The following is a 16,932-nucleotide window of genomic DNA, read 5'->3' as shown; positions in this document are numbered from 1 at the left end:
CGCAAACCCGGTGTCGATGTCATACAGTTTCTCGCGGCAGACCCCATAAGCCGTTGCTCGATCCCCTCAGTCGACCCCGGAGCCCCCTCATGCCCCGTCGTGCCGCGAAACGGCGTAGCCGTGCGCCGATGATCATCGCTATCACCTCGGTGCTGCTCGGCGTGGGCATGCTCGTACCGGTGGTGTGGAGCAAGCTGTCGGCCAGCTCGCCGAGCCACGCCGGCCAGGGCAGGGACGGGCTGCCCGAGCCGACTCCGGCACCGCCGCCACCCCCGCCGCCGCCCACGCTGAAGGCCGGGCCGACGATCGCGACGCCGACCACCGCGAAGTACTTCGCCTGGGCGCTGATGGACCGCAAGACCGGCGAGATCAACGGCTCGGCCAACTCCGCCACCGGCACCAACTCGACCGAGTCCATGATCAAGGCCTGGATCGTCTCCGACTTCCTCCGGCTCAAGGGCACCAAGGTGCCCACGGCCGCCGAGTTGAAGCTGACCTCCACGGCGATCCGGGACAGCAACGACAACTCCGCCGCCTCGCTCTGGTCCAAGGTCGGCAAGACGAAGTCGATCGCCCGGCTGAACTCGATCTGCGGCATGAACGCGAAGAACTACACCAAAGCGCCCTACGCCGGGTGGTGGTCCTTCACGCAGATCACCGCACAGGACGTCACCCGGATGGGCGACTGCATCATCAGCGGCAAGGCGGCCGGCGAGAAGTGGACCGAGTACGTCCTGACCGAGATGCGCAACGTCCGCGGGCTGGTCACGGCCAATACGTCGAGCGGCAAGACCGGCGGCGGCCACTGGGGCATCATCGACGGACTGCCCGAGAACCTCATCGCCGGGACGAGCATCAAGAACGGCTGGACGATGCTCAACTACGACGCCTCGTGGCACATCAACTGCCTGGCGATCCACGAGGACTGGGTCCTCTCGGTGCAGATGCGCCTGCCGAACAAGAATTTCAAGTCCTGGCTGAAGGGCCTGCAGGCCGGCGCGGCCATCTGCAAGTCGGTGACGATGCAGCTCGTCTACCCGCAGCCCGAGCCGTCACCGTCGCCCAGCGTGTCGCCGAGCGTCCAGCCCAGCCAGCAGCCCTGAGCACCCCTCATCCGCACCCTGAGCATCGGAGCTAGACCGTGACTTACCAGAACCCGGGTCATCGACGGGGCGGCACGGACGAGACCACCGAGATCGCGGTCTTCGCCGAGCCGACCCGTGAGATCGCGATGATCCCCGCTGGGCGTACGGGTGGCTCCCGGCGAGCGGACCCACCCCCGCCGCCCCCGGACAACCGCGGTCGGACAGCCATCATCGTCGGCACGGTGCTGCTGCTCGCCGCGCTGGTCGGGACCGTCGTCTACGCGGCGAGCGGCCCCAGCGGCAACCACGTGCCGACCGACAGCGCCTCCTGGGGCAAGCCGGCCGCGGGCGCGTCGGGCACCAGGAGCGCGGCGCCGTCCAAGCCGCCCGCCTCGCCATCGTCGAGTCCGGCGAAGCCGAGCGGCACCGAGATGGCGAACCTGCTGGTCGGGCCGCATACGGTGAAGATCAACGCGTCGGGCTGGTGGAGCTGGGCGCTGATGGACCTGACCACCGGCGAGATCTACGGCTCGAAGAACATGCACGGGACCAACAAGACCGCCTCGATGATCAAGGCGTGGATCGGTGCCGACTTCCTGCGCCGCGAGGCCGAGGCCGGGCGTACCCCCAGCGATGCCCGGCTGCAAGAGGTCACCATCATGATCCGCGACAGCGACAACACCGCCGCGAGCTCGCTGTTCAGCGCCGTCGGCAAGGCGGCCTCGACGAAGCGCATGATCTCCATCTGCGGCATGAAGGACTCGACCGCCACCGACAACTGGAGCAACACGCTCCTGTCGCCCTATGACACCGCGAAGCTCGGAGCCTGTATCGCCAGCGGCAAGGCGGCCGGCGACAAGTGGACGAAGTGGCTGATCAGCGAGATGCAGAAGGTACGCGGCCAGGGCAACTTCGGCATCCGCAAGGCGTTCGAGGCCTCGGTCCAGTCGAAGATCGCCATCAAGAACGGCTGGGTGGACCGCCAGGCCACTCAGGAGTACACCGTCAACTGCCTGGCCATCGGCGATGGCTGGGCCATGGGCGTGGAAACCCGCTACCCCATCGCCCTAGGCATGTCCTACGGTGCCGACATCTGCAAGCAGGTAGCAGCACAGCTAAAAAACTGACCCAAAATTCGCGTTGATCAAGGGAAGACTCACCATGTCGGGTGTCCGAAATGCGGCGAGTCTTCCCTTGATCAACGGGAATTTCAGTGCCTCACCGCCCGGTAGACCGCTGTGACGTATGGGAGGTCGAAAGCGGTACGGCCGGCCAGGTCCGGGTGGGTGGCGCAGAGGGCGGCCACGTCGTCCAGCATCTCCTGCCGCCTCGCCTCGTCGGCCACAAGGTAATACGACCTCGACGCGATCAGGTCGGCCAATCCCTGCGGGGTCTGCGGGACGGCGTGGCGGAACTCCGCCTTGACCACCGGACCGAAGAGATCGCCGAAGGTCATCGTCCGGTCGAGTTCGTGGCGGCGTTCGAAGGAGCCCCGATAGCTGCGCATGATCGCGGCCAGCTTCATGGTCCAGTCTTCGGTCGTGTCCCGGTCGTTCCAGATCGGCGCGAAGACGCCGCCGGGGCGCAGCACGCGGGCGACCTCCGGATGCGCGCGTTCCGGCACGAACCAGTGGTACGCCGTCCCGGCCACCACGGCGTCGACGCTCCCGTCGGGCAGCGGGATCTCCTCCGCGGATCCGGCGAGCGCGGTGACACCCGGCGTGGCGGCCGCCAGCGCCGCCCGCATGCCCGCGTCGGGCTCGACGGGGATCACCTCATGTCCCGCCGCGAGCAGGACCCGGGTCAGCAGCCCTGTACCGGCGCCGAGGTCGACGACCCGCAGCGGACCGGCACCCAGCGGCGCAAACGTCCACGTCAGCGCCTCAGCGGGGTAGGTGGGCCGGGCCCGGTCGTAGAGCGAGGCAGCGGCACCGAAGGCGAGGCGATGTTCGTCGCTGGTCATGGGCGACACGATACCGACCGACCGCGGCAAGGTGATCAAGGTGCATCGGTAGGCTGATGCGACCGCATCCGACGTCCTCACTACGCCCGCAGGAGCATTCCGCCATGTCCGATCAGCCCGGCCTCGAACCCGTTGAAGACCTTCCGGAGCAGATGCGGATCCGCCGGGGCAAGCGCGAGGCGCTGCTCGAGTCGGGCGTCGACGCGTACCCCCTGGGTTATCCGCGGACTGCGACCCTCGCCGAGCTGCGCGCGCGACACGCCGATCTCGGCATCGATGTGCAGACGGGCGAGGTCGCGGCGGTGACCGGCCGCGTGATCTTCATCCGCAACACCGGCAAGCTCTGCTTCGCGACGCTGCAGGACGGCGACGGTACCCAGCTGCAGGCGATGCTCTCTCTCGACAAGGTCGGCGAGGAGCGGCTCGCCGACTGGAAGCGGCTCGTCGACCTCGGTGACCAGGTCGGCATCAGCGGCGAGGTGATCACGTCCCGGCGTGGCGAGCTGAGCGTGCTCGCCGACGACTGGGCGATGACGGCGAAGGCGCTGCGCCCGCTTCCGGTGGCGCACAAGCCGATGTCGGAAGAGGCGCGAGTGCGCCAGCGCTATGTCGACCTCATCATGCGGCCACAGGCGCGCGACATGGTGCGAACGAGAGCCGCGGCAGTGCGTTCGCTTCGTGACTCTTTTCACCACCGGGGCTATGTCGAGGTGGAGACCCCGATGCTGCAATTGCTGCACGGTGGTGCTGCGGCCAGGCCTTTCGTGACGCACGCCAATGCACTCGACATCGACCTCTATCTGCGCATCGCGCCGGAGCTCTATCTCAAGCGTTGTGTGGTAGGAGGTATCGACAAGGTCTTCGAGATCAACCGCAACTTCCGCAACGAGGGGATCGATTCCTCGCACTCGCCCGAGTTCGCGATGCTGGAGTTCTACGAGGCCTACGGCGACTACAATTCGATGGCTACGCTGCTACGGGAGCTGATTCAAGAGGCGGCCTTCGCCGTGGCGGGTTCGCATGTCGTCACCCACGCCGACGGCTCGGAATTCGATCTGGGTGGCGAATGGCCTTCGATCACCCTCTACGGTGCCATCTCGGAAGCGCTCGGCGAAGAGGTGACCGTGCGGACTCCCTATGCCGCGCTGGTGCGCTTCGCGGAGAAGATCGGCCTGGGTGTCGACCCTAAGTGGGGCCCGGGCAAGCTCGCCGAGGAGCTCTTCGAGGAACTCGTCGTGGCTTCTCTTCAGCAGCCGACTTTCGTGAAGGACTATCCCGAGGAGACGAGCCCGCTGACGCGGGCGCACCGCAGCGAGCCGGGTCTTACCGAAAAGTGGGATCTTTACGTGCGGGGATTCGAACTCGGCACCGGGTATTCGGAGTTGGTTGACCCAGTTATTCAACGTGAGCGTTTCGAGTCACAGGCGAAGCTCGCGGCGAAGGGAGACGCCGAGGCCATGCCCCTTGACGAGGATTACCTGCGCGCGATGGAATATGGTCTGCCGCCCTCCGGCGGGGTGGGTATGGGGATCGACCGACTGCTCATGGCGCTCACCGGACTAGGAATTCGCGAGACAATCCTCTTCCCACTGGTCCGGCCAGAATAAGACGCGCTATCCTCATCGCGAATAGCGTCGACCTGCCGGTGCGGAATCTGGCGGGTCGGCGGCTTCTTCGAAGATGGAGGAATGGCTCATGGCACGGCACGAGATCGTCGTCTACAAGGATGACCTCGACGGATCCGAAGAGGGCGTAAAGGTAGTCAAGTTCGGCATCGACGGCATCACCTACGAGATCGATCTGGGCCCCGCCAACCACACCAAGCTGCGGGAACTTCTGGCGCCCTACGTGGCGGTGGCGACGAAGGTGGATCGTGCGACCACCGGCCGCCGCCCCGCCCGGGTGACGACGGTTCGCCGCACCGGCGCCCTCGCGGAGCAGAAGGAGTTCAACTCCCGCGTGCGCAAGTGGGCGTCGGCCAACGGACACCAGGTCAAGGAGCGTGGCCGGGTGCCCGAGAAGATCATCACGGCCTACACGAAGTCGGGCGGTAAGTAAGTCGTCATTTCGCTCTGCGCGTACAAGCGTGCCTCACCGGAACACCTCGGTGTTGAGTGAGGTTGGCTCAAATGGCGTCGTCGACGGCGGCCAGCGGGGGCAATGTCCCGTTCTGGCCGCTTTGTCGTCAACGTAGGGTGACCCGAAGTTACATGACGGTGACCGTACCGATGGATTGCGCACCCCGGCTATGTCGGGGTTCGGCGATAGAGTGATGGGAAAGCCGCAGATGCTTAGTCGGCGGACCAGCGGCAGAAGTGAGGAGCTCGGAGATGTTTGAGCGGTTCACCGACCGGGCGCGTCGGGTGGTCGTCCTGGCCCAAGAAGAGGCCCGGATGCTCAACCACAACTACATCGGAACCGAGCACATCCTGCTCGGGTTGATCCACGAGGGCGAGGGTGTCGCCGCGAAGGCCCTGGAGAGCTTGGGGATCTCGCTGGAGGGCGTCCGCCAGCAGGTCGAAGAGATCATCGGGCAGGGCCAGCAGGCGCCGAGCGGGCACATCCCGTTCACCCCTCGCGCCAAGAAGGTGCTGGAGCTGTCGCTTCGCGAGGCACTGCAACTCGGCCACAACTACATCGGCACCGAGCACATCCTGCTCGGCCTCATCCGCGAGGGTGAGGGCGTGGCGGCGCAGGTGCTCGTCAAGCTCGGAGCGGACCTCAACCGGGTCCGCCAGCAAGTCATTCAGCTTCTCTCCGGTTACCAGGGTGGCAAGGAGCCAGCCGGCGCCGGCACCGGGGCACCGGGCGAGACCGCCCCCTCCACCAGCCTCGTGCTGGACCAGTTCGGTCGCAATCTGACCCAGTCGGCGCGGGAGGGCAAGCTCGACCCCGTGATCGGCCGGGAAAAAGAGATCGAGCGGGTCATGCAGGTTCTCTCCCGCCGGACCAAGAACAACCCGGTGCTCATCGGCGAGCCGGGCGTCGGCAAGACGACCGTCGTCGAGGGCCTGGCCCAGAAGATCATCAAGGGCGAGGTGCCCGAGACGCTCAAGGACAAGCAGCTCTACACGCTTGACCTGGGTGCCCTGGTCGCCGGCTCCCGCTACCGCGGTGACTTCGAGGAGCGCCTGAAGAAGGTTCTCAAGGAGATCCGCACGCGCGGCGACATCATCCTGTTCATCGACGAGATCCACACGCTCGTCGGTGCGGGTGCGGCCGAGGGCGCGATCGACGCCGCCAGCATCCTCAAGCCGATGCTGGCCCGTGGTGAGCTCCAGACCATCGGCGCCACCACGCTCGACGAGTACCGCAAGCACCTCGAGAAGGACGCAGCCCTCGAGCGGCGCTTCCAGCCGATCCAGGTCGGCGAGCCGTCGGTGGCGCACACCATCGAGATGCTGAAGGGTCTGCGCGACCGCTACGAGGCGCACCACCGGGTGACCATCACCGACGCCGCCCTCGTCGCTGCGGCCAACCTGGCCGATCGCTACATCTCCGACCGGTTCCTGCCGGACAAGGCGATCGACCTGATCGACGAGGCCGGCGCCCGGATGCGCATCCGCCGGATGACCGCACCGCCAGACCTCCGCGACTTCGACGAGAAGATCGCTCAGGTCCGGCGGGACAAGGAGTCCGCGATAGACGCGCAGGACTTCGAGCGGGCCGCGCAGCTGCGCGACAAGGAGAAGACCCTCCTCACGCAGAAGGCTCAGCGGGAGAAGGAGTGGAAGGCGGGCGACCTCGACGTCGTCAGTGAGGTCGACGACGAGCAGATCGCCGAGGTCCTCGCCAACTGGACCGGCATCCCGGTCTACAAGCTGACCGAGGAGGAGACGGCTCGGCTGCTCCGCATGGAGGACGAGCTGCACAAGCGGGTCGTCGGCCAGGAGGACGCGGTCAAGGCGGTCTCCAAGGCGATCCGCCGGACCCGGGCGGGTCTCAAGGACCCGAAGCGCCCGGCCGGCTCGTTCATCTTCGCCGGCCCCTCGGGCGTCGGTAAGACCGAGCTCTCCAAGGCGCTCGCCGAGTTCCTCTTCGGCAGCGAGGACGCGCTGATCCAGCTCGACATGTCGGAGTTCCACGACCGCTACACGGTCTCCCGGCTCGTCGGTGCCCCTCCCGGCTACGTCGGCTACGACGAGGGCGGGCAGCTCACGGAGAAGGTGCGGCGTCGGCCGTTCTCGGTGGTCCTCTTCGACGAGATCGAGAAGGCTCACCCGGACGTCTTCAACACGCTGCTCCAGATCCTGGAGGACGGTCGCCTCACGGACGGCCAGGGCCGCATCGTGGACTTCAAGAACACGGTGATCATCCTGACCACCAACCTGGGCACCCGTGACGTGGCCAAGGCGGTGTCGCTCGGCTTCCAGAGCAGCAACGACCTGGACTCCAACTACGAGCGGATGAAGCAGAAGGTCAACGACGAGCTCAAGCAGCACTTCCGGCCTGAGTTCCTCAACCGCATCGACGACACCATCGTCTTCCACCAGCTGGCCGAGACCAACATCCTGTCGATCGTGGACATCATGATCAAGCGGATCGAGACTCAGCTTCGCAACAAGGACATGACGCTGGAGCTGACCGACAACTCCAAGAAGTGGCTGGCGAAGAAGGGCTGGGACCCGGTCATGGGTGCCCGTCCGCTCCGCCGGACGATCCAGCGTGAGATCGAGGACTCGCTCTCCGAGCGGATCCTGTTCAACGAGATCAAGGCTGGCCAGCTCATCGTGGTCGATGTCGAGGGTGACCCCGCCGACATCGACAACTCGAAGCTGATCTTCACGGGCAGCAACCGTCCCGCACCCGCGGTGGTCGAGACTCCGGCTGAGCCGGAGAGCCCGCCCGCCGAGGTCGCGGCAGCGTAAGCAAGGCACAAAGGAGGGCGGACCCTGGTGGGTCCGCCCTCCTTGTGCTTCGCGAGGTTAGGAAGCGCCGAGGATGTAGTCCTCCAGCAGCGCCGGCTGCACACCGGACTTCTTCATCGCCTTGAGCGCGCCGACGAAGTCGTCGGCGAACGCCGGTCGGAAATGCATCAGCAGGATGTGCCCGGGCTTCACCAGGTGCGGGCTCGACTGGTAGCGCACGATGCCCTTGTCGACCGTCTCGCGCCAGTGCAGCACGGCGATCTGGCCGCAGTCCCGAGCCGCCTTGAGGGTGGTCTGGTCGAAGTTGCCGAAGGGCGGTCGGAAGAGCTTCGGCCGCCGCCCGAAGAGGTTGCCCAGCTTGTCGGCGGCGCCGCAGATCTCGGCCTTCTGTGCCGCGTAGGACAGGCCCCGCAGCGACTTGTGCGAGATCGTGTGGTTCTCGATCACCGCCCCGGCCTCCTGCAGCTTCTTGAAGTACGCCACCTTGTTCTTCACGAAGTTGTAGGTGAGGAAGAGGGTGACCTTGACACCGGACGCCTGCAGCAGCGGCAGGGCCGCCGGGTGCTCCAGGGCGCCGTCGTCGATCGTGAGGAAGGCGACCTTGTCCGTCGTCGGCACCTGGTACCACAGCGGCGACTTGTCACCCGCCGAGACGTCGATCGCGGTCGGCGGCGGCGCCGCGTCGAAGGTGGGCAGCTGACTGATGTAGAGGTCGATGCCCTTCACCGTGGAGCCCTTCGTCGGGCCGGCGCTCGCCGATGGTGACGCGGAGGCGCTCGGCGTGGCGGACTCCGTCGGGGCCGGGTTGGGCGTCGGCAGGCCGCTGGGCAACGCGAACGTCGGGTCCTTGTCCGACTGGGTGCCACACGCCGCGAGCAGCAGCATCGGCAGGACCAGGACGAGGGCGAGGTGCCGCCGGAGGCCACGGCGGTGTGGGGGTGTGGTCACCCGCGAAGCGTATTGCGGAATTTATGCGCTGTCATCGAGTCAACGTTGAGGGAATCCCGACGGCAGGGTGTAGTGGCTCACGCCGTGCCTCGTCACGAGGCCGTCGGCGAGCAGGCTCGCCAGTGCGCGTTCCCGCTGCTCGGGCAGGTGCCACAGCACATCGACCCGGGACGCGGGCACCGGATCGGGGACCGCCCGCAGCTCGGCGAGGATCAGTCCCCGCACATAACGATCGGTCCCCTCGTATTTCTGCGTCCGTCGGCGAGGCGCCTGCTCGTCCACGGGGGATCCCGCCGCCCGCCACGCGCAGACCCCGGCGATCGGGCAGTCGCCGCAGCGCGGGTTGCGGGCGACACAGGTGACCGCGCCGAGCTCCATCAGTGCAGCGCTGAGCTTCGCCGCATCGGCGATCTCGGTCGGCAGGAGCGCCTCCACGATCGCCATGTCGGCCGGGGTGGTCGCCGGGCCGGGCTCCGCCACCCCGGTCACGGCGCGGGCGGCGACCCGGCGGACGTTCACGTCGACGACGGGGTGCCGCTGTCCGAATGCGAAGGCGAGCACTGCTCTCGCCGTGTAGTCGCCGACGCCGGGGAGCGCGAGGAGCTGGTCCAGCCGCTGCGGCACGACGCCACCGTGGCGCTCCACGAGTGCCTGAGCACACGCGTGCAGGCGCATCGCCCGTCGCGGGTAGCCCAACCGTCCCCAGGCCCGGATCGCGTCGCCTGCGCTCGACGCGGCCAGGTCCGCCGGGGTGGGCCAGCGCTCGACCCACTCGTGCCAGACCGGGAGCACCCGGTGCACCGGTGTCTGCTGGAGCATGACCTCGCTGATCAGGATCGGCCAGGGGCCCGCATCCGGGTGCCGCCAGGGAAGGTCTCGCGCCTCGCGGGCGTACCAGTCAAGGAGAAGCGTGCCCAAGTCCACCCGGTAACCTTCCCAGACATGACCGAGCTCGCGGTAACCGTCATCGGACACGACCGTCCCGGGATCGTCGCGGAGGTGACCGGCGCGCTCGCCGCGCTCGGCGCGAACCTCACCGACTCGACGATGACCCGGCTGCGCGGCCACTTCGCGATGACGCTGATCTGCGCGGGAGATCTGGCGTCCGCGGAGGTCGAGGCCGCGCTCCGCCCGCTCACCGCCGACGGCCGGCTCCTCGCGGAGGTACGCGACATCGCGCCCGACGCGGACCCCGCCCCCACCGGCGAGCCCTACCTGCTGAGCGTGCACGGCGCGGACCGGCTGGGCATCGTGGCGGCCGTGACGCGGGTGGTGGCCGAGACCGGCGGCAACATCACCGATCTGTCGACGAGACTCGTCGGCCCGCTCTACGTCCTCGTCGCCGAGGTGGAGCTGGGCCCGAGCCTGGCCGACGGTCTGAAGGAGCGGCTCGCCGAGGTGGGTGTGACCCTCGGTGTCGACGTGTCGCTCCGCCGCGCCGAGGCTGATCTGCTGTGACCGGGCCGATCGAGGGCTGGGCGGGTCCGGCGTCCCTGGGGGAGGGGAGCGTGCTGACCGTGGTCGGTGCTCCCCATCCGGTCCTGGCCCGGCTGGGCGACCCGGTCGATCCGACCGACCCGGCAGTGATCCGGCTCGCCGCCGACCTCTTCGCCACGATGGCGGTCTCGCCGGGCTGTGTCGGGCTCGCCGCGCCGCAGGTAGGCGTCTCGGCGCAGCTCTTCGTGGTGGATGTGGGCGCGCATCCCAAGACCGCCACGCTGCACGGCTCGTTCGCCCTCTGCAACGCCACCGTGGTCGAGGCGTCGAGGTGGCGCCCGGGCCGCGAAGGCTGCATGTCGGTGCCCGACCTCACGGGGGACGTGAAAAGGGCGTCCAGAGTGGTCGTGACGGGTCAGCTGCCGGGGTCGGGACAGTCGGTGACCATCACCACCGACGCCTTCGAGGCGAGGGCTCTGCAGCACGAGATCGACCACTGCTCGGGCAAGCTGTTCCTGGACCGGGTGAGCAGTGCTCATGCGATCTACCAGCGGAAGGTTTACTTGTAGCCGTGTCGCGGCTTTGTGTTCTGGCATATGGCGGTTAGCGTGTGCGCATTATGAGACTCACGGTGGGACCTCTGCCGTCGTCCGTCTACTGGCGACGTCGTGCGGTCGTGCTCGGCACGGCCCTCTTCGCGGTCCTGCTCGTCTTCTACTCCTGCAGCGGGTCCACCAAGTCCGACGCGTCGGGTAATCCGACCCAGGGCCCGCCCAAGGCGACGGTGACGGGCATCATTTCGACGGCTGCCGCCGTCTCGCCGTCTCCTCAACCGTCCGAACAGGTCGCACCGTCGCCGAGCGTCGCGCCGAGCACGGTGACGAGTTCAGCACCGGTCGTCGGCGGCGATCCGAAGCTCTGCGGCGACGAGGAGCTGGGTGTCACGGCGAAGGCCTCGCCCGCGAGCACCGCCAAGGGCGGCACCACGATCCTCTACCTCTACGTGAAAAACATCGGCAGCCGCACCTGCACCCGTGACATCGGCCCGGACCTGCAGGAGCTGTGGATCGTCAAGGGCACCGAGCGGGTGTGGTCGTCCGACGACTGCGACGCACCCCGGGGCACCAACCTGAAGAGCTTCAACCAGGGCTTGGAGATGTCGTTCAACGTCGCGTGGAACGGCCGCTACAGCACGACGTGCACGAAGACGTCGCCGAAGCACGCGGGTGGCGACGTCGCGGTGGCGGGCAACACCTACCGCCTCTACGCCCGGGTCGGCACCAAGATCAGCGCCCCGGTGAAAATCACCATCAGGTAGATCAGACGTAGCGTTCGAGGATCGAGGCCTCGGCCAGCCGGGAGAGGCCCTCACGCACGCCTCTGGCGCGGGCGTCGCCGACCCCGTCCACCGCCTGTAAGTCCTCCACCGTCGCGCCGAGGAGGCGCTGAAGGCTGCCGAAGTGGTCGACGAGACGGTCGACGACCGTGCCGGGCAGCCGGGGCACCTTCGCCAGCAGCCGGAAGCCGCGCGGGCTGACGGCGGCGTCGAGCGCGTCGGCGGAGCTCGGGTACCCCATCGCCTTCGCGACCGCGACCAGGTCGATCAGGTCGTTGGCGGTGAGCAGGTCGAGCTCGACCAGGGCTTCGTCGGCGGTGCGGGCCTTGCGCCCGAGGGGCAGGTAGTCGCGGATGACGAGGGTGCGGTCCGAGTCGACCCCGGCCATCAGCTCGTCGAGCTGCAGCGAGAGCAGCCGCCCGTCGGTGCCGAGCTCCACCACGTAGCCCGCGATCTCGTCCGAGATCCGCCGGACCATCTCCAGCCGCTGCACGACCGAGACCGCGTCGCGGACCGTGACGAGGTCCTCGATCTCCAGCGCGGACAGGGTGCCGCTCACCTCGTCGAGGCGCAGCTTGTAGCGCTCCAGCGTGGCGAGGGCCTGGTTGGCCTTGGAGAGGATCGAGGCCGAGTCGTCGAGCACGTGCCGCTGCCCGCTGACGTAGAGCGACACTATCCGCATCGACTGGCTCACCGAGATCACCGGGTAGCCGCTCTGCCGGGCGACCCGCTCGGCGGTGCGGTGCCGGGTGCCGGACTCGTTGGTCGGCACCGAGGGGTCCGGCATCAGATGCACGGCCGCACGGACGATCCGGGTGCCGTCGGTGGAGAGCACGACGGCGCCGTCCATCTTGCAGAGCTCGCGGAGGCTGGTCGCGGTGAACTCGACATCCAGCGGGAACCCGCCGGTGCAGAGTGACTCGACCACCTTGTCGTTGCCCAGCACGATCAGGGCGCCGGTGCGGCCGCGCAGGATGCGCTCAAGGCTGTCCCGAAGCGACGTGCCCGGGGCGACCCTGGCCAGCGTCGCGCGCAGCGGGTCGCCTGCGGTGGCGCTCCAGCTTGGCTCACGTTCGGTCGGCACGGGATCAGTCTAAGGTCTTACGCTGCGGAGACCCGGGCGGCCCATTGCAGAGCGGATTGCAGATCGTCGACCTCGTGGACTTCCATGCCCTTCGGCGCTGTCGTGCCGCTCGCCTCCGGGCCGCAACCCGTCGGGACCAGCGCAAACGTGAAGCCGATCCGGGCGGCCTCGGCGATCCGGCGGGGAACGGCGCCCACCCGGCGCACCTCGCCGGTGAGGCCGACCTCGCCGATCGCCACCAGCCGGCCGGTGATCGCCAGATTGAGCCCGGCACTCGCCACCGCGAGCGCCACGGCGAGATCGGCGGCCGGTTCGACGACCCTGATCCCGCCGACCGTCGCCGCGAAGACCTCCTTGTCGTGCAGGTGCAGGCTCTGGATGCGGCGCTGCAGGACGGCGAGGACCATGGCGAGCCGCGACGAGTCGAGCCCCGAGACCGTCCGTCGCGGCGAGCCCGGCACCTGGGCGCCGATCAGCGACTGCACCTCGGTCACGAGGGCGCGGCGCCCCTCCATCGCGACCGTGCAGCAGGTCCCGGGCACGGGCTGGGCATAGCGGGTGAGGAAGAGGCCCGACGGGTCGGGCAGGGAGGTGATGCCGCCCTCGTGCATCTCGAAGCAGCCGACCTCGTCGGCGGCGCCGAAGCGGTTCTTCAGACCGCGGACGAGCCGCAGCGACGAGTGCTTGTCGCCCTCGAAGTGCAGCACGACGTCGACCAGGTGCTCCAGCACCCGGGGGCCGGCCACGTTGCCGTCCTTGGTGACGTGGCCCACCAGGATCGTGGCGATGTTGCGCTCCTTGGCGATGGCGACGAGCGCGGCGGTCACCGCCCGGACCTGGGTCACCCCGCCCGGCACGCCCTCGGCGCCCGGCATCGCGATCGTCTGGATGCTGTCGAGCACGAGCAGGCCCGGCTTGACCGCGTCGAGGTGCCCGATCACCGCGCCCAGGTCGGTCTCGGCGGCGAGATAGAGGCGCTCGTGCAGCGTGTTCATCCGCTCCGCGCGCAGGCGGACCTGGCTCACCGACTCCTCGCCGCTGACGACGAGCGCGTGGGAGCCGGAACCGGCGGCCCACTGCTGGGCGACATCGAGGAGCAGGGTCGACTTGCCGACGCCGGGCTCACCGGCGAGCAGGACCACGGCGCCGGGGACGATGCCGCCGCCGAGCACACGGTCCAACTCGCTGACACCGGTCGCGACGGCTCGCGCGGGCGCGGCGCTGATCTGCGCGATGGGCCGGGCCGGCTCGCTGGGCTGGCGCGGGGCCACGTTGCGCATCGTGCCGAGCGCCGGGCCCATCGTGGACTCCACGATCGAGCCCCACTCGCCGCACTCCGAGCAGCGCCCGAGCCACTTGGGCGGCTGGAATCCGCAGGCGTCGCACTCGTATGCCGGGCGGGCGGCCTTCGCCGTCGCCTTGGTCGCTCTTGCCGGTCCAACGGTCACGGCTCGACCCTACTGAACGCGTACGACGCCCGGCGACGAGAACGGCCGGGGTCGCGTCGACCCCGGCCGTTTTGATGCTTATCGCGCTGCTACTCGTGCTCGATGCCCTCGATCGGCGTACGCGGCAGCGGCGAGAGCGGGCTGCCGACGGGCGCCTCGGCGTCGAAGGAGACGCCGTTGGAGAACGTGAAGGTCAGCTGCGCGGACGCACCCGGCACCAGCTCCTCGGTCAGACCGTTGATCTGCGCGAAGGCACCGGCTGCCTTGGAGAGCACCACGTAGCCGTTCGCCGGGATGGTCACCTTGGCGGGCTTGCCGGCGGGTGCCGAACTCGCAGCGGCCGTCGGGCTCGCGGAAGCGCTCACCGAGGCACTCGGCGCGGCCGGGCTCGCCGACGCACTCGCGTTCACCGACGCGCTGGCGCTCGGCGCGGCGCTGGCGCCGGCGGAAGCGCTGGGCGACGGGGTAATGGTCGTCACAGCGCCACCGACGATCGTCACCGCTGACCCGCTGGTCGATTTGATCTCGACGTCGACCGGCTTCGCCGTCTCGTTGAAGATCCACAATGCCAGCGGTGCGCTCGCGCCCTTGGCGTAGGGCTTGGCGCCGCTGTAGTCCACCGTGATGTTGCGGACGCCGACGCTGCCACCGCCCGCCACCGGTGCCGTGAGGCTGAAACCGGGCACGGCTGCGACCTGGTCGGAAGTCTGTGTCACCTGGCCGGCACCGCAGGCCGAGACTGCTACGGCGGCGGCTGCGGCCAGCCCTGCGAGCACGATCGCCCGACCGGTCCCCCTGATCACGCGCGTCACGTCGGTCCTCCCTGAGACCACATGGGCTCGACTGAGCCCCAACTGCCGCGATCAGCGTAGTGTCCGAAGATCGGCGCCTGGCAGCGACCCGCTGAGTTCAGATGATCGCCGCCGCTGCGAGCAGGACTAGCAGGGCCGCGAGGGCTCTGGACCGCTCCGGACCGAGCCGGTGCGGCAGTCCCCGGATGCCGGTCGCCGCGTCGTCGGCGAGGTCCGGCTGCACGTTCAGCAGGTGTGCCGCGCCGCCGAAGAGCGCTCCGGCCACGATGAGCGGGACCGGCAGCGGCACGGGGACCGCGAGCACGATGAAGGCCGGCAGCGCGCCGAACGAGACGAGGTAGGGGACGATCGACGCGGCGGTCGACTTCAGCGGCCAGTTGTAGAGGTGGCCGCCGACCAGCCCGGCGGTCACGACCAGCCCGGCCGTGAGGCCTGCACTCAAACCCATCCCGATCGTCACGGCCGCGGCGATCGCGCTCGCCACCGCGACGGTACGCCGCCCGCCCGCCCACTCCGCCGCCAGCGGTTTGTCGTCGCGCCCGGAGTGGCGGTCCCGACCGGCGTCGATCGCGTCGTTGGCCCACCCGATGGAGAGCTGGCTCATCCCGATGGTGCCCGCGACGAGCGCCACTCCCCCGGCGCTGTGCCCGGCGATGACGGCGATGAGCGCGGTGAGGGCGGTGACGGCGACGACCGGCTCCGGATGGCAGCAGCGCATGAGTCGACCCAGCCAGGACCCGATACGGGCCGGCGACACCGTCACGTCGTTACCTCGAGATCGTCGAGCTGGGTGAGACCGTCGGGCTGACGCTAGCGGACGTGAAGGACTCGTCGACAGGGGTGGAGGGTGCGGGGGCGGGCTGGCTCAGGCCGGGCCAGGTGACGATGATCAGGCCGAGAACGGTGATCAGGACGGCGATGCCGAGGACGATGAGCGGCAGCGCGAGCGAGGGTTCCTCGGGGTCGTCGAGCTTGTCGGGCATCCGCAGCCGTCGGCGCCAGGTGAGCAACCGTGCTGCTCGCCGTGCTCGTCGATTCTCTCGGCGCAGCTCCCGGCGGATGATCTCCGCCTCCGCGTCGAGCTCTGCCGGGTCATCGGGGATCACGACCTCGCCCCACTCGGGAGGGAGGTCGGGAAGCCCGAACCCCTGCGTGCCCATCGCCGGACTCCTGCCGTGCGAGCGCTTCCACAGCGCGCCCTGACCTTCAGTCTGCCCTTCTCTGCGGCCGGGCACCAGTCTCTCAGCCGGTTCTGATTGGCTCCGGGGGCACAGACCTGAATGGGACGTACGGTGTTCGTGCGACCACGAAAGGTAGTCGCGGCATGTCATCGCGCGGGTGTCAAGGGGACGAAGCGCCCATCACATGGCCTGTGAGCTGCGCTAACGAAGCCACACGGGATGGGACATCTGTGGAGGTCCGTGTTACCCTAGACACAGCGAAAGGGGTTTCGTACCTATGGTTTTCAGTGTCGGCGAGACCGTTGTCTACCCCCACCACGGGGCCGCACTCATCGAGGCTATCGAGTCCCGAATCGTCAAGGGTGAGGAAAAGCAGTACCTCGTCCTACGTGTCGCCCAAGGCGACCTGACGGTGCGGGTGCCCGCTGAGAACGCCGAGATCGTCGGCGTGCGCGAAGTTGTCGGAGAGGAAGGCCTGACGAAGGTCTTCGACGTTCTCCGCGCTCCGCACACCGAAGAGCCGACCAACTGGTCGCGGCGCTACAAGGCCAACCTCGAGAAGCTGGCCTCCGGCAATCCCCTCAAGGTCGCCGAGGTCGTGCGTGACCTCTGGCGGCGCGAGCGCGAGCGTGGCCTCTCTGCGGGAGAGAAGCGCATGCTTGCAAAGGCTCGTGACATCCTCGTCGGCGAGGTTGCGCTTGCTGAGCGCAGCACCAAGGACGAGGCTGAAATGCTGCTCGACAAGGTGCTGCACGAGGCCTGAGCCCTTC

At 68.5% G+C, this 16,932-nt stretch carries 17 protein-coding genes; 9 read left to right on the top strand and 8 right to left on the bottom strand.

Going from position 1 to position 16,932, the window contains the following annotated elements:
- Window positions 1–128: 128 nt before the first annotated feature.
- Both F4553_RS20465 and F4553_RS20460 read left to right on the top strand, forming a co-directional pair.
- Window positions 129–1,103, top strand: a complete 975-nt coding sequence (locus F4553_RS20465) for a hypothetical protein (RefSeq protein ID WP_246466423.1) — start codon at window positions 129–131, stop codon at window positions 1,101–1,103.
- A gap of 38 nt (window positions 1,104–1,141) precedes the next feature.
- Window positions 1,142–2,212 carry a serine hydrolase gene (locus F4553_RS20460; RefSeq protein WP_312875281.1) on the top strand — a complete coding sequence of 357 codons (1,071 nt, stop codon included), beginning with the start codon at window positions 1,142–1,144 and terminating at the stop codon, window positions 2,210–2,212.
- An 83-nt stretch (window positions 2,213–2,295) separates the two neighbouring features.
- Here F4553_RS20460 and F4553_RS20455 read toward each other — a convergent pair whose 3' ends face one another.
- Entirely contained in the window at window positions 2,296–3,048 is a 753-nt protein-coding gene (locus F4553_RS20455) for a class I SAM-dependent methyltransferase (protein ID WP_184838337.1), read from the bottom strand.
- A gap of 104 nt (window positions 3,049–3,152) precedes the next feature.
- On the opposite strand from F4553_RS20455, the gene lysS reads away from it, so the two are divergent.
- The 3 genes from lysS (at window position 3,153) to F4553_RS20440 (ending at window position 7,916) form a co-directional block, all read left to right on the top strand.
- Window positions 3,153–4,655, top strand: coding sequence for a lysine--tRNA ligase (gene lysS, locus F4553_RS20450; RefSeq protein WP_184838335.1), 1,503 nt, complete (start codon window positions 3,153–3,155; stop codon window positions 4,653–4,655).
- An 88-nt stretch (window positions 4,656–4,743) separates the two neighbouring features.
- Entirely contained in the window at window positions 4,744–5,106 is a 363-nt protein-coding gene (locus tag F4553_RS20445) for a histone-like nucleoid-structuring protein Lsr2 (protein WP_184838333.1), read from the top strand.
- A 272-nt stretch (window positions 5,107–5,378) separates the two neighbouring features.
- Entirely contained in the window at window positions 5,379–7,916 is a 2,538-nt protein-coding gene (locus F4553_RS20440) for an ATP-dependent Clp protease ATP-binding subunit (protein ID WP_246466422.1), read from the top strand.
- 57 nt (window positions 7,917–7,973) lie between these two features.
- On the opposite strand, the gene F4553_RS20435 is transcribed toward F4553_RS20440, so the two are convergent.
- Both F4553_RS20435 and F4553_RS20430 read right to left on the bottom strand, forming a co-directional pair.
- A complete protein-coding gene (locus F4553_RS20435; RefSeq protein WP_312875280.1) occupies window positions 7,974–8,864 on the bottom strand; it encodes a polysaccharide deacetylase family protein in 891 nt (296 codons plus the stop codon).
- Window positions 8,865–8,903: 39 nt separating this feature from the next.
- Window positions 8,904–9,788, bottom strand: a complete 885-nt coding sequence (locus F4553_RS20430) for an iron-sulfur binding domain-containing protein (protein WP_312875279.1) — start codon at window positions 9,786–9,788, stop codon at window positions 8,904–8,906.
- 18 nt (window positions 9,789–9,806) lie between these two features.
- On the opposite strand from F4553_RS20430, the gene F4553_RS20425 reads away from it, so the two are divergent.
- From F4553_RS20425 to F4553_RS20415, 3 genes are all read left to right on the top strand, one after another.
- Window positions 9,807–10,322 carry a glycine cleavage system transcriptional repressor gene (locus tag F4553_RS20425; protein ID WP_184838331.1) on the top strand — a complete coding sequence of 172 codons (516 nt, stop codon included), beginning with the start codon at window positions 9,807–9,809 and terminating at the stop codon, window positions 10,320–10,322.
- The gene (gene def, locus F4553_RS20420; protein WP_184838329.1) at window positions 10,319–10,870 is read left to right on the top strand and encodes a peptide deformylase; all 552 of its coding nucleotides are present in this window, start codon (window positions 10,319–10,321) and stop codon (window positions 10,868–10,870) included. The genes F4553_RS20425 and def overlap by 4 nt, the downstream gene beginning before the upstream one ends.
- 62 nt (window positions 10,871–10,932) lie before the next feature.
- Window positions 10,933–11,619 carry a hypothetical protein gene (locus tag F4553_RS20415; protein ID WP_221469955.1) on the top strand — a complete coding sequence of 229 codons (687 nt, stop codon included), beginning with the start codon at window positions 10,933–10,935 and terminating at the stop codon, window positions 11,617–11,619.
- 1 nt (window position 11,620) lies between these two features.
- Here F4553_RS20415 and disA read toward each other — a convergent pair whose 3' ends face one another.
- The 5 genes from disA to F4553_RS20390 all read right to left on the bottom strand — a co-directional run bounded on the left by disA (window position 11,621) and on the right by F4553_RS20390 (window position 16,141).
- Window positions 11,621–12,721, bottom strand: a complete 1,101-nt coding sequence (gene disA, locus F4553_RS20410) for a DNA integrity scanning diadenylate cyclase DisA (RefSeq protein WP_184838325.1) — start codon at window positions 12,719–12,721, stop codon at window positions 11,621–11,623.
- A gap of 17 nt (window positions 12,722–12,738) precedes the next feature.
- Entirely contained in the window at window positions 12,739–14,169 is a 1,431-nt protein-coding gene (radA, locus tag F4553_RS20405) for a DNA repair protein RadA (protein ID WP_184838323.1), read from the bottom strand.
- Window positions 14,170–14,258: 89 nt separating this feature from the next.
- Window positions 14,259–14,981, bottom strand: a complete 723-nt coding sequence (locus F4553_RS20400) for a hypothetical protein (RefSeq protein ID WP_184838321.1) — start codon at window positions 14,979–14,981, stop codon at window positions 14,259–14,261.
- Between the two features lie 97 nt (window positions 14,982–15,078).
- Entirely contained in the window at window positions 15,079–15,744 is a 666-nt protein-coding gene (locus tag F4553_RS20395; RefSeq protein WP_184838319.1) for a UbiA family prenyltransferase, read from the bottom strand.
- 4 nt (window positions 15,745–15,748) lie between these two features.
- Window positions 15,749–16,141 (bottom strand): hypothetical protein, encoded by a 393-nt coding sequence (locus F4553_RS20390; protein ID WP_184841291.1) that lies wholly within the window; start codon window positions 16,139–16,141, stop codon window positions 15,749–15,751.
- 298 nt (window positions 16,142–16,439) lie between these two features.
- Between F4553_RS20390 and F4553_RS20385 the strand changes: the two genes are divergently transcribed.
- Entirely contained in the window at window positions 16,440–16,925 is a 486-nt protein-coding gene (locus F4553_RS20385) for a CarD family transcriptional regulator (RefSeq protein WP_184838317.1), read from the top strand.
- Window positions 16,926–16,932 lie beyond the last annotated feature (7 nt).

The sequence above is a fragment of the Allocatelliglobosispora scoriae genome (assembly GCF_014204945.1).
Lineage (GTDB): Bacteria > Actinomycetota > Actinomycetes > Mycobacteriales > Micromonosporaceae > Allocatelliglobosispora > Allocatelliglobosispora scoriae.
This window is presented reverse-complemented; position numbering and strand designations above follow the sequence as displayed.

What these genes read in the sequence shown, in the direction of transcription:
- F4553_RS20465 (WP_246466423.1), top strand. Translation starts at nt 129, where the DNA reads ATGATCATCGCTATCACCTCGGTGCTGCTCGGCGTGGGCATGCTCGTA.
- F4553_RS20455 (WP_184838337.1), bottom strand. Translation starts at nt 3,048, where the DNA reads ATGACCAGCGACGAACATCGCCTCGCCTTCGGTGCCGCTGCCTCGCTC.
- lysS (WP_184838335.1), top strand. Translation starts at nt 3,153, where the DNA reads ATGTCCGATCAGCCCGGCCTCGAACCCGTTGAAGACCTTCCGGAGCAG.
- F4553_RS20445 (WP_184838333.1), top strand. Translation starts at nt 4,744, where the DNA reads ATGGCACGGCACGAGATCGTCGTCTACAAGGATGACCTCGACGGATCC.
- F4553_RS20440 (WP_246466422.1), top strand. Translation starts at nt 5,379, where the DNA reads ATGTTTGAGCGGTTCACCGACCGGGCGCGTCGGGTGGTCGTCCTGGCC.
- F4553_RS20425 (WP_184838331.1), top strand. Translation starts at nt 9,807, where the DNA reads ATGACCGAGCTCGCGGTAACCGTCATCGGACACGACCGTCCCGGGATC.
- F4553_RS20390 (WP_184841291.1), bottom strand. Translation starts at nt 16,141, where the DNA reads ATGGGCACGCAGGGGTTCGGGCTTCCCGACCTCCCTCCCGAGTGGGGC.
- F4553_RS20385 (WP_184838317.1), top strand. Translation starts at nt 16,440, where the DNA reads ATGGTTTTCAGTGTCGGCGAGACCGTTGTCTACCCCCACCACGGGGCC.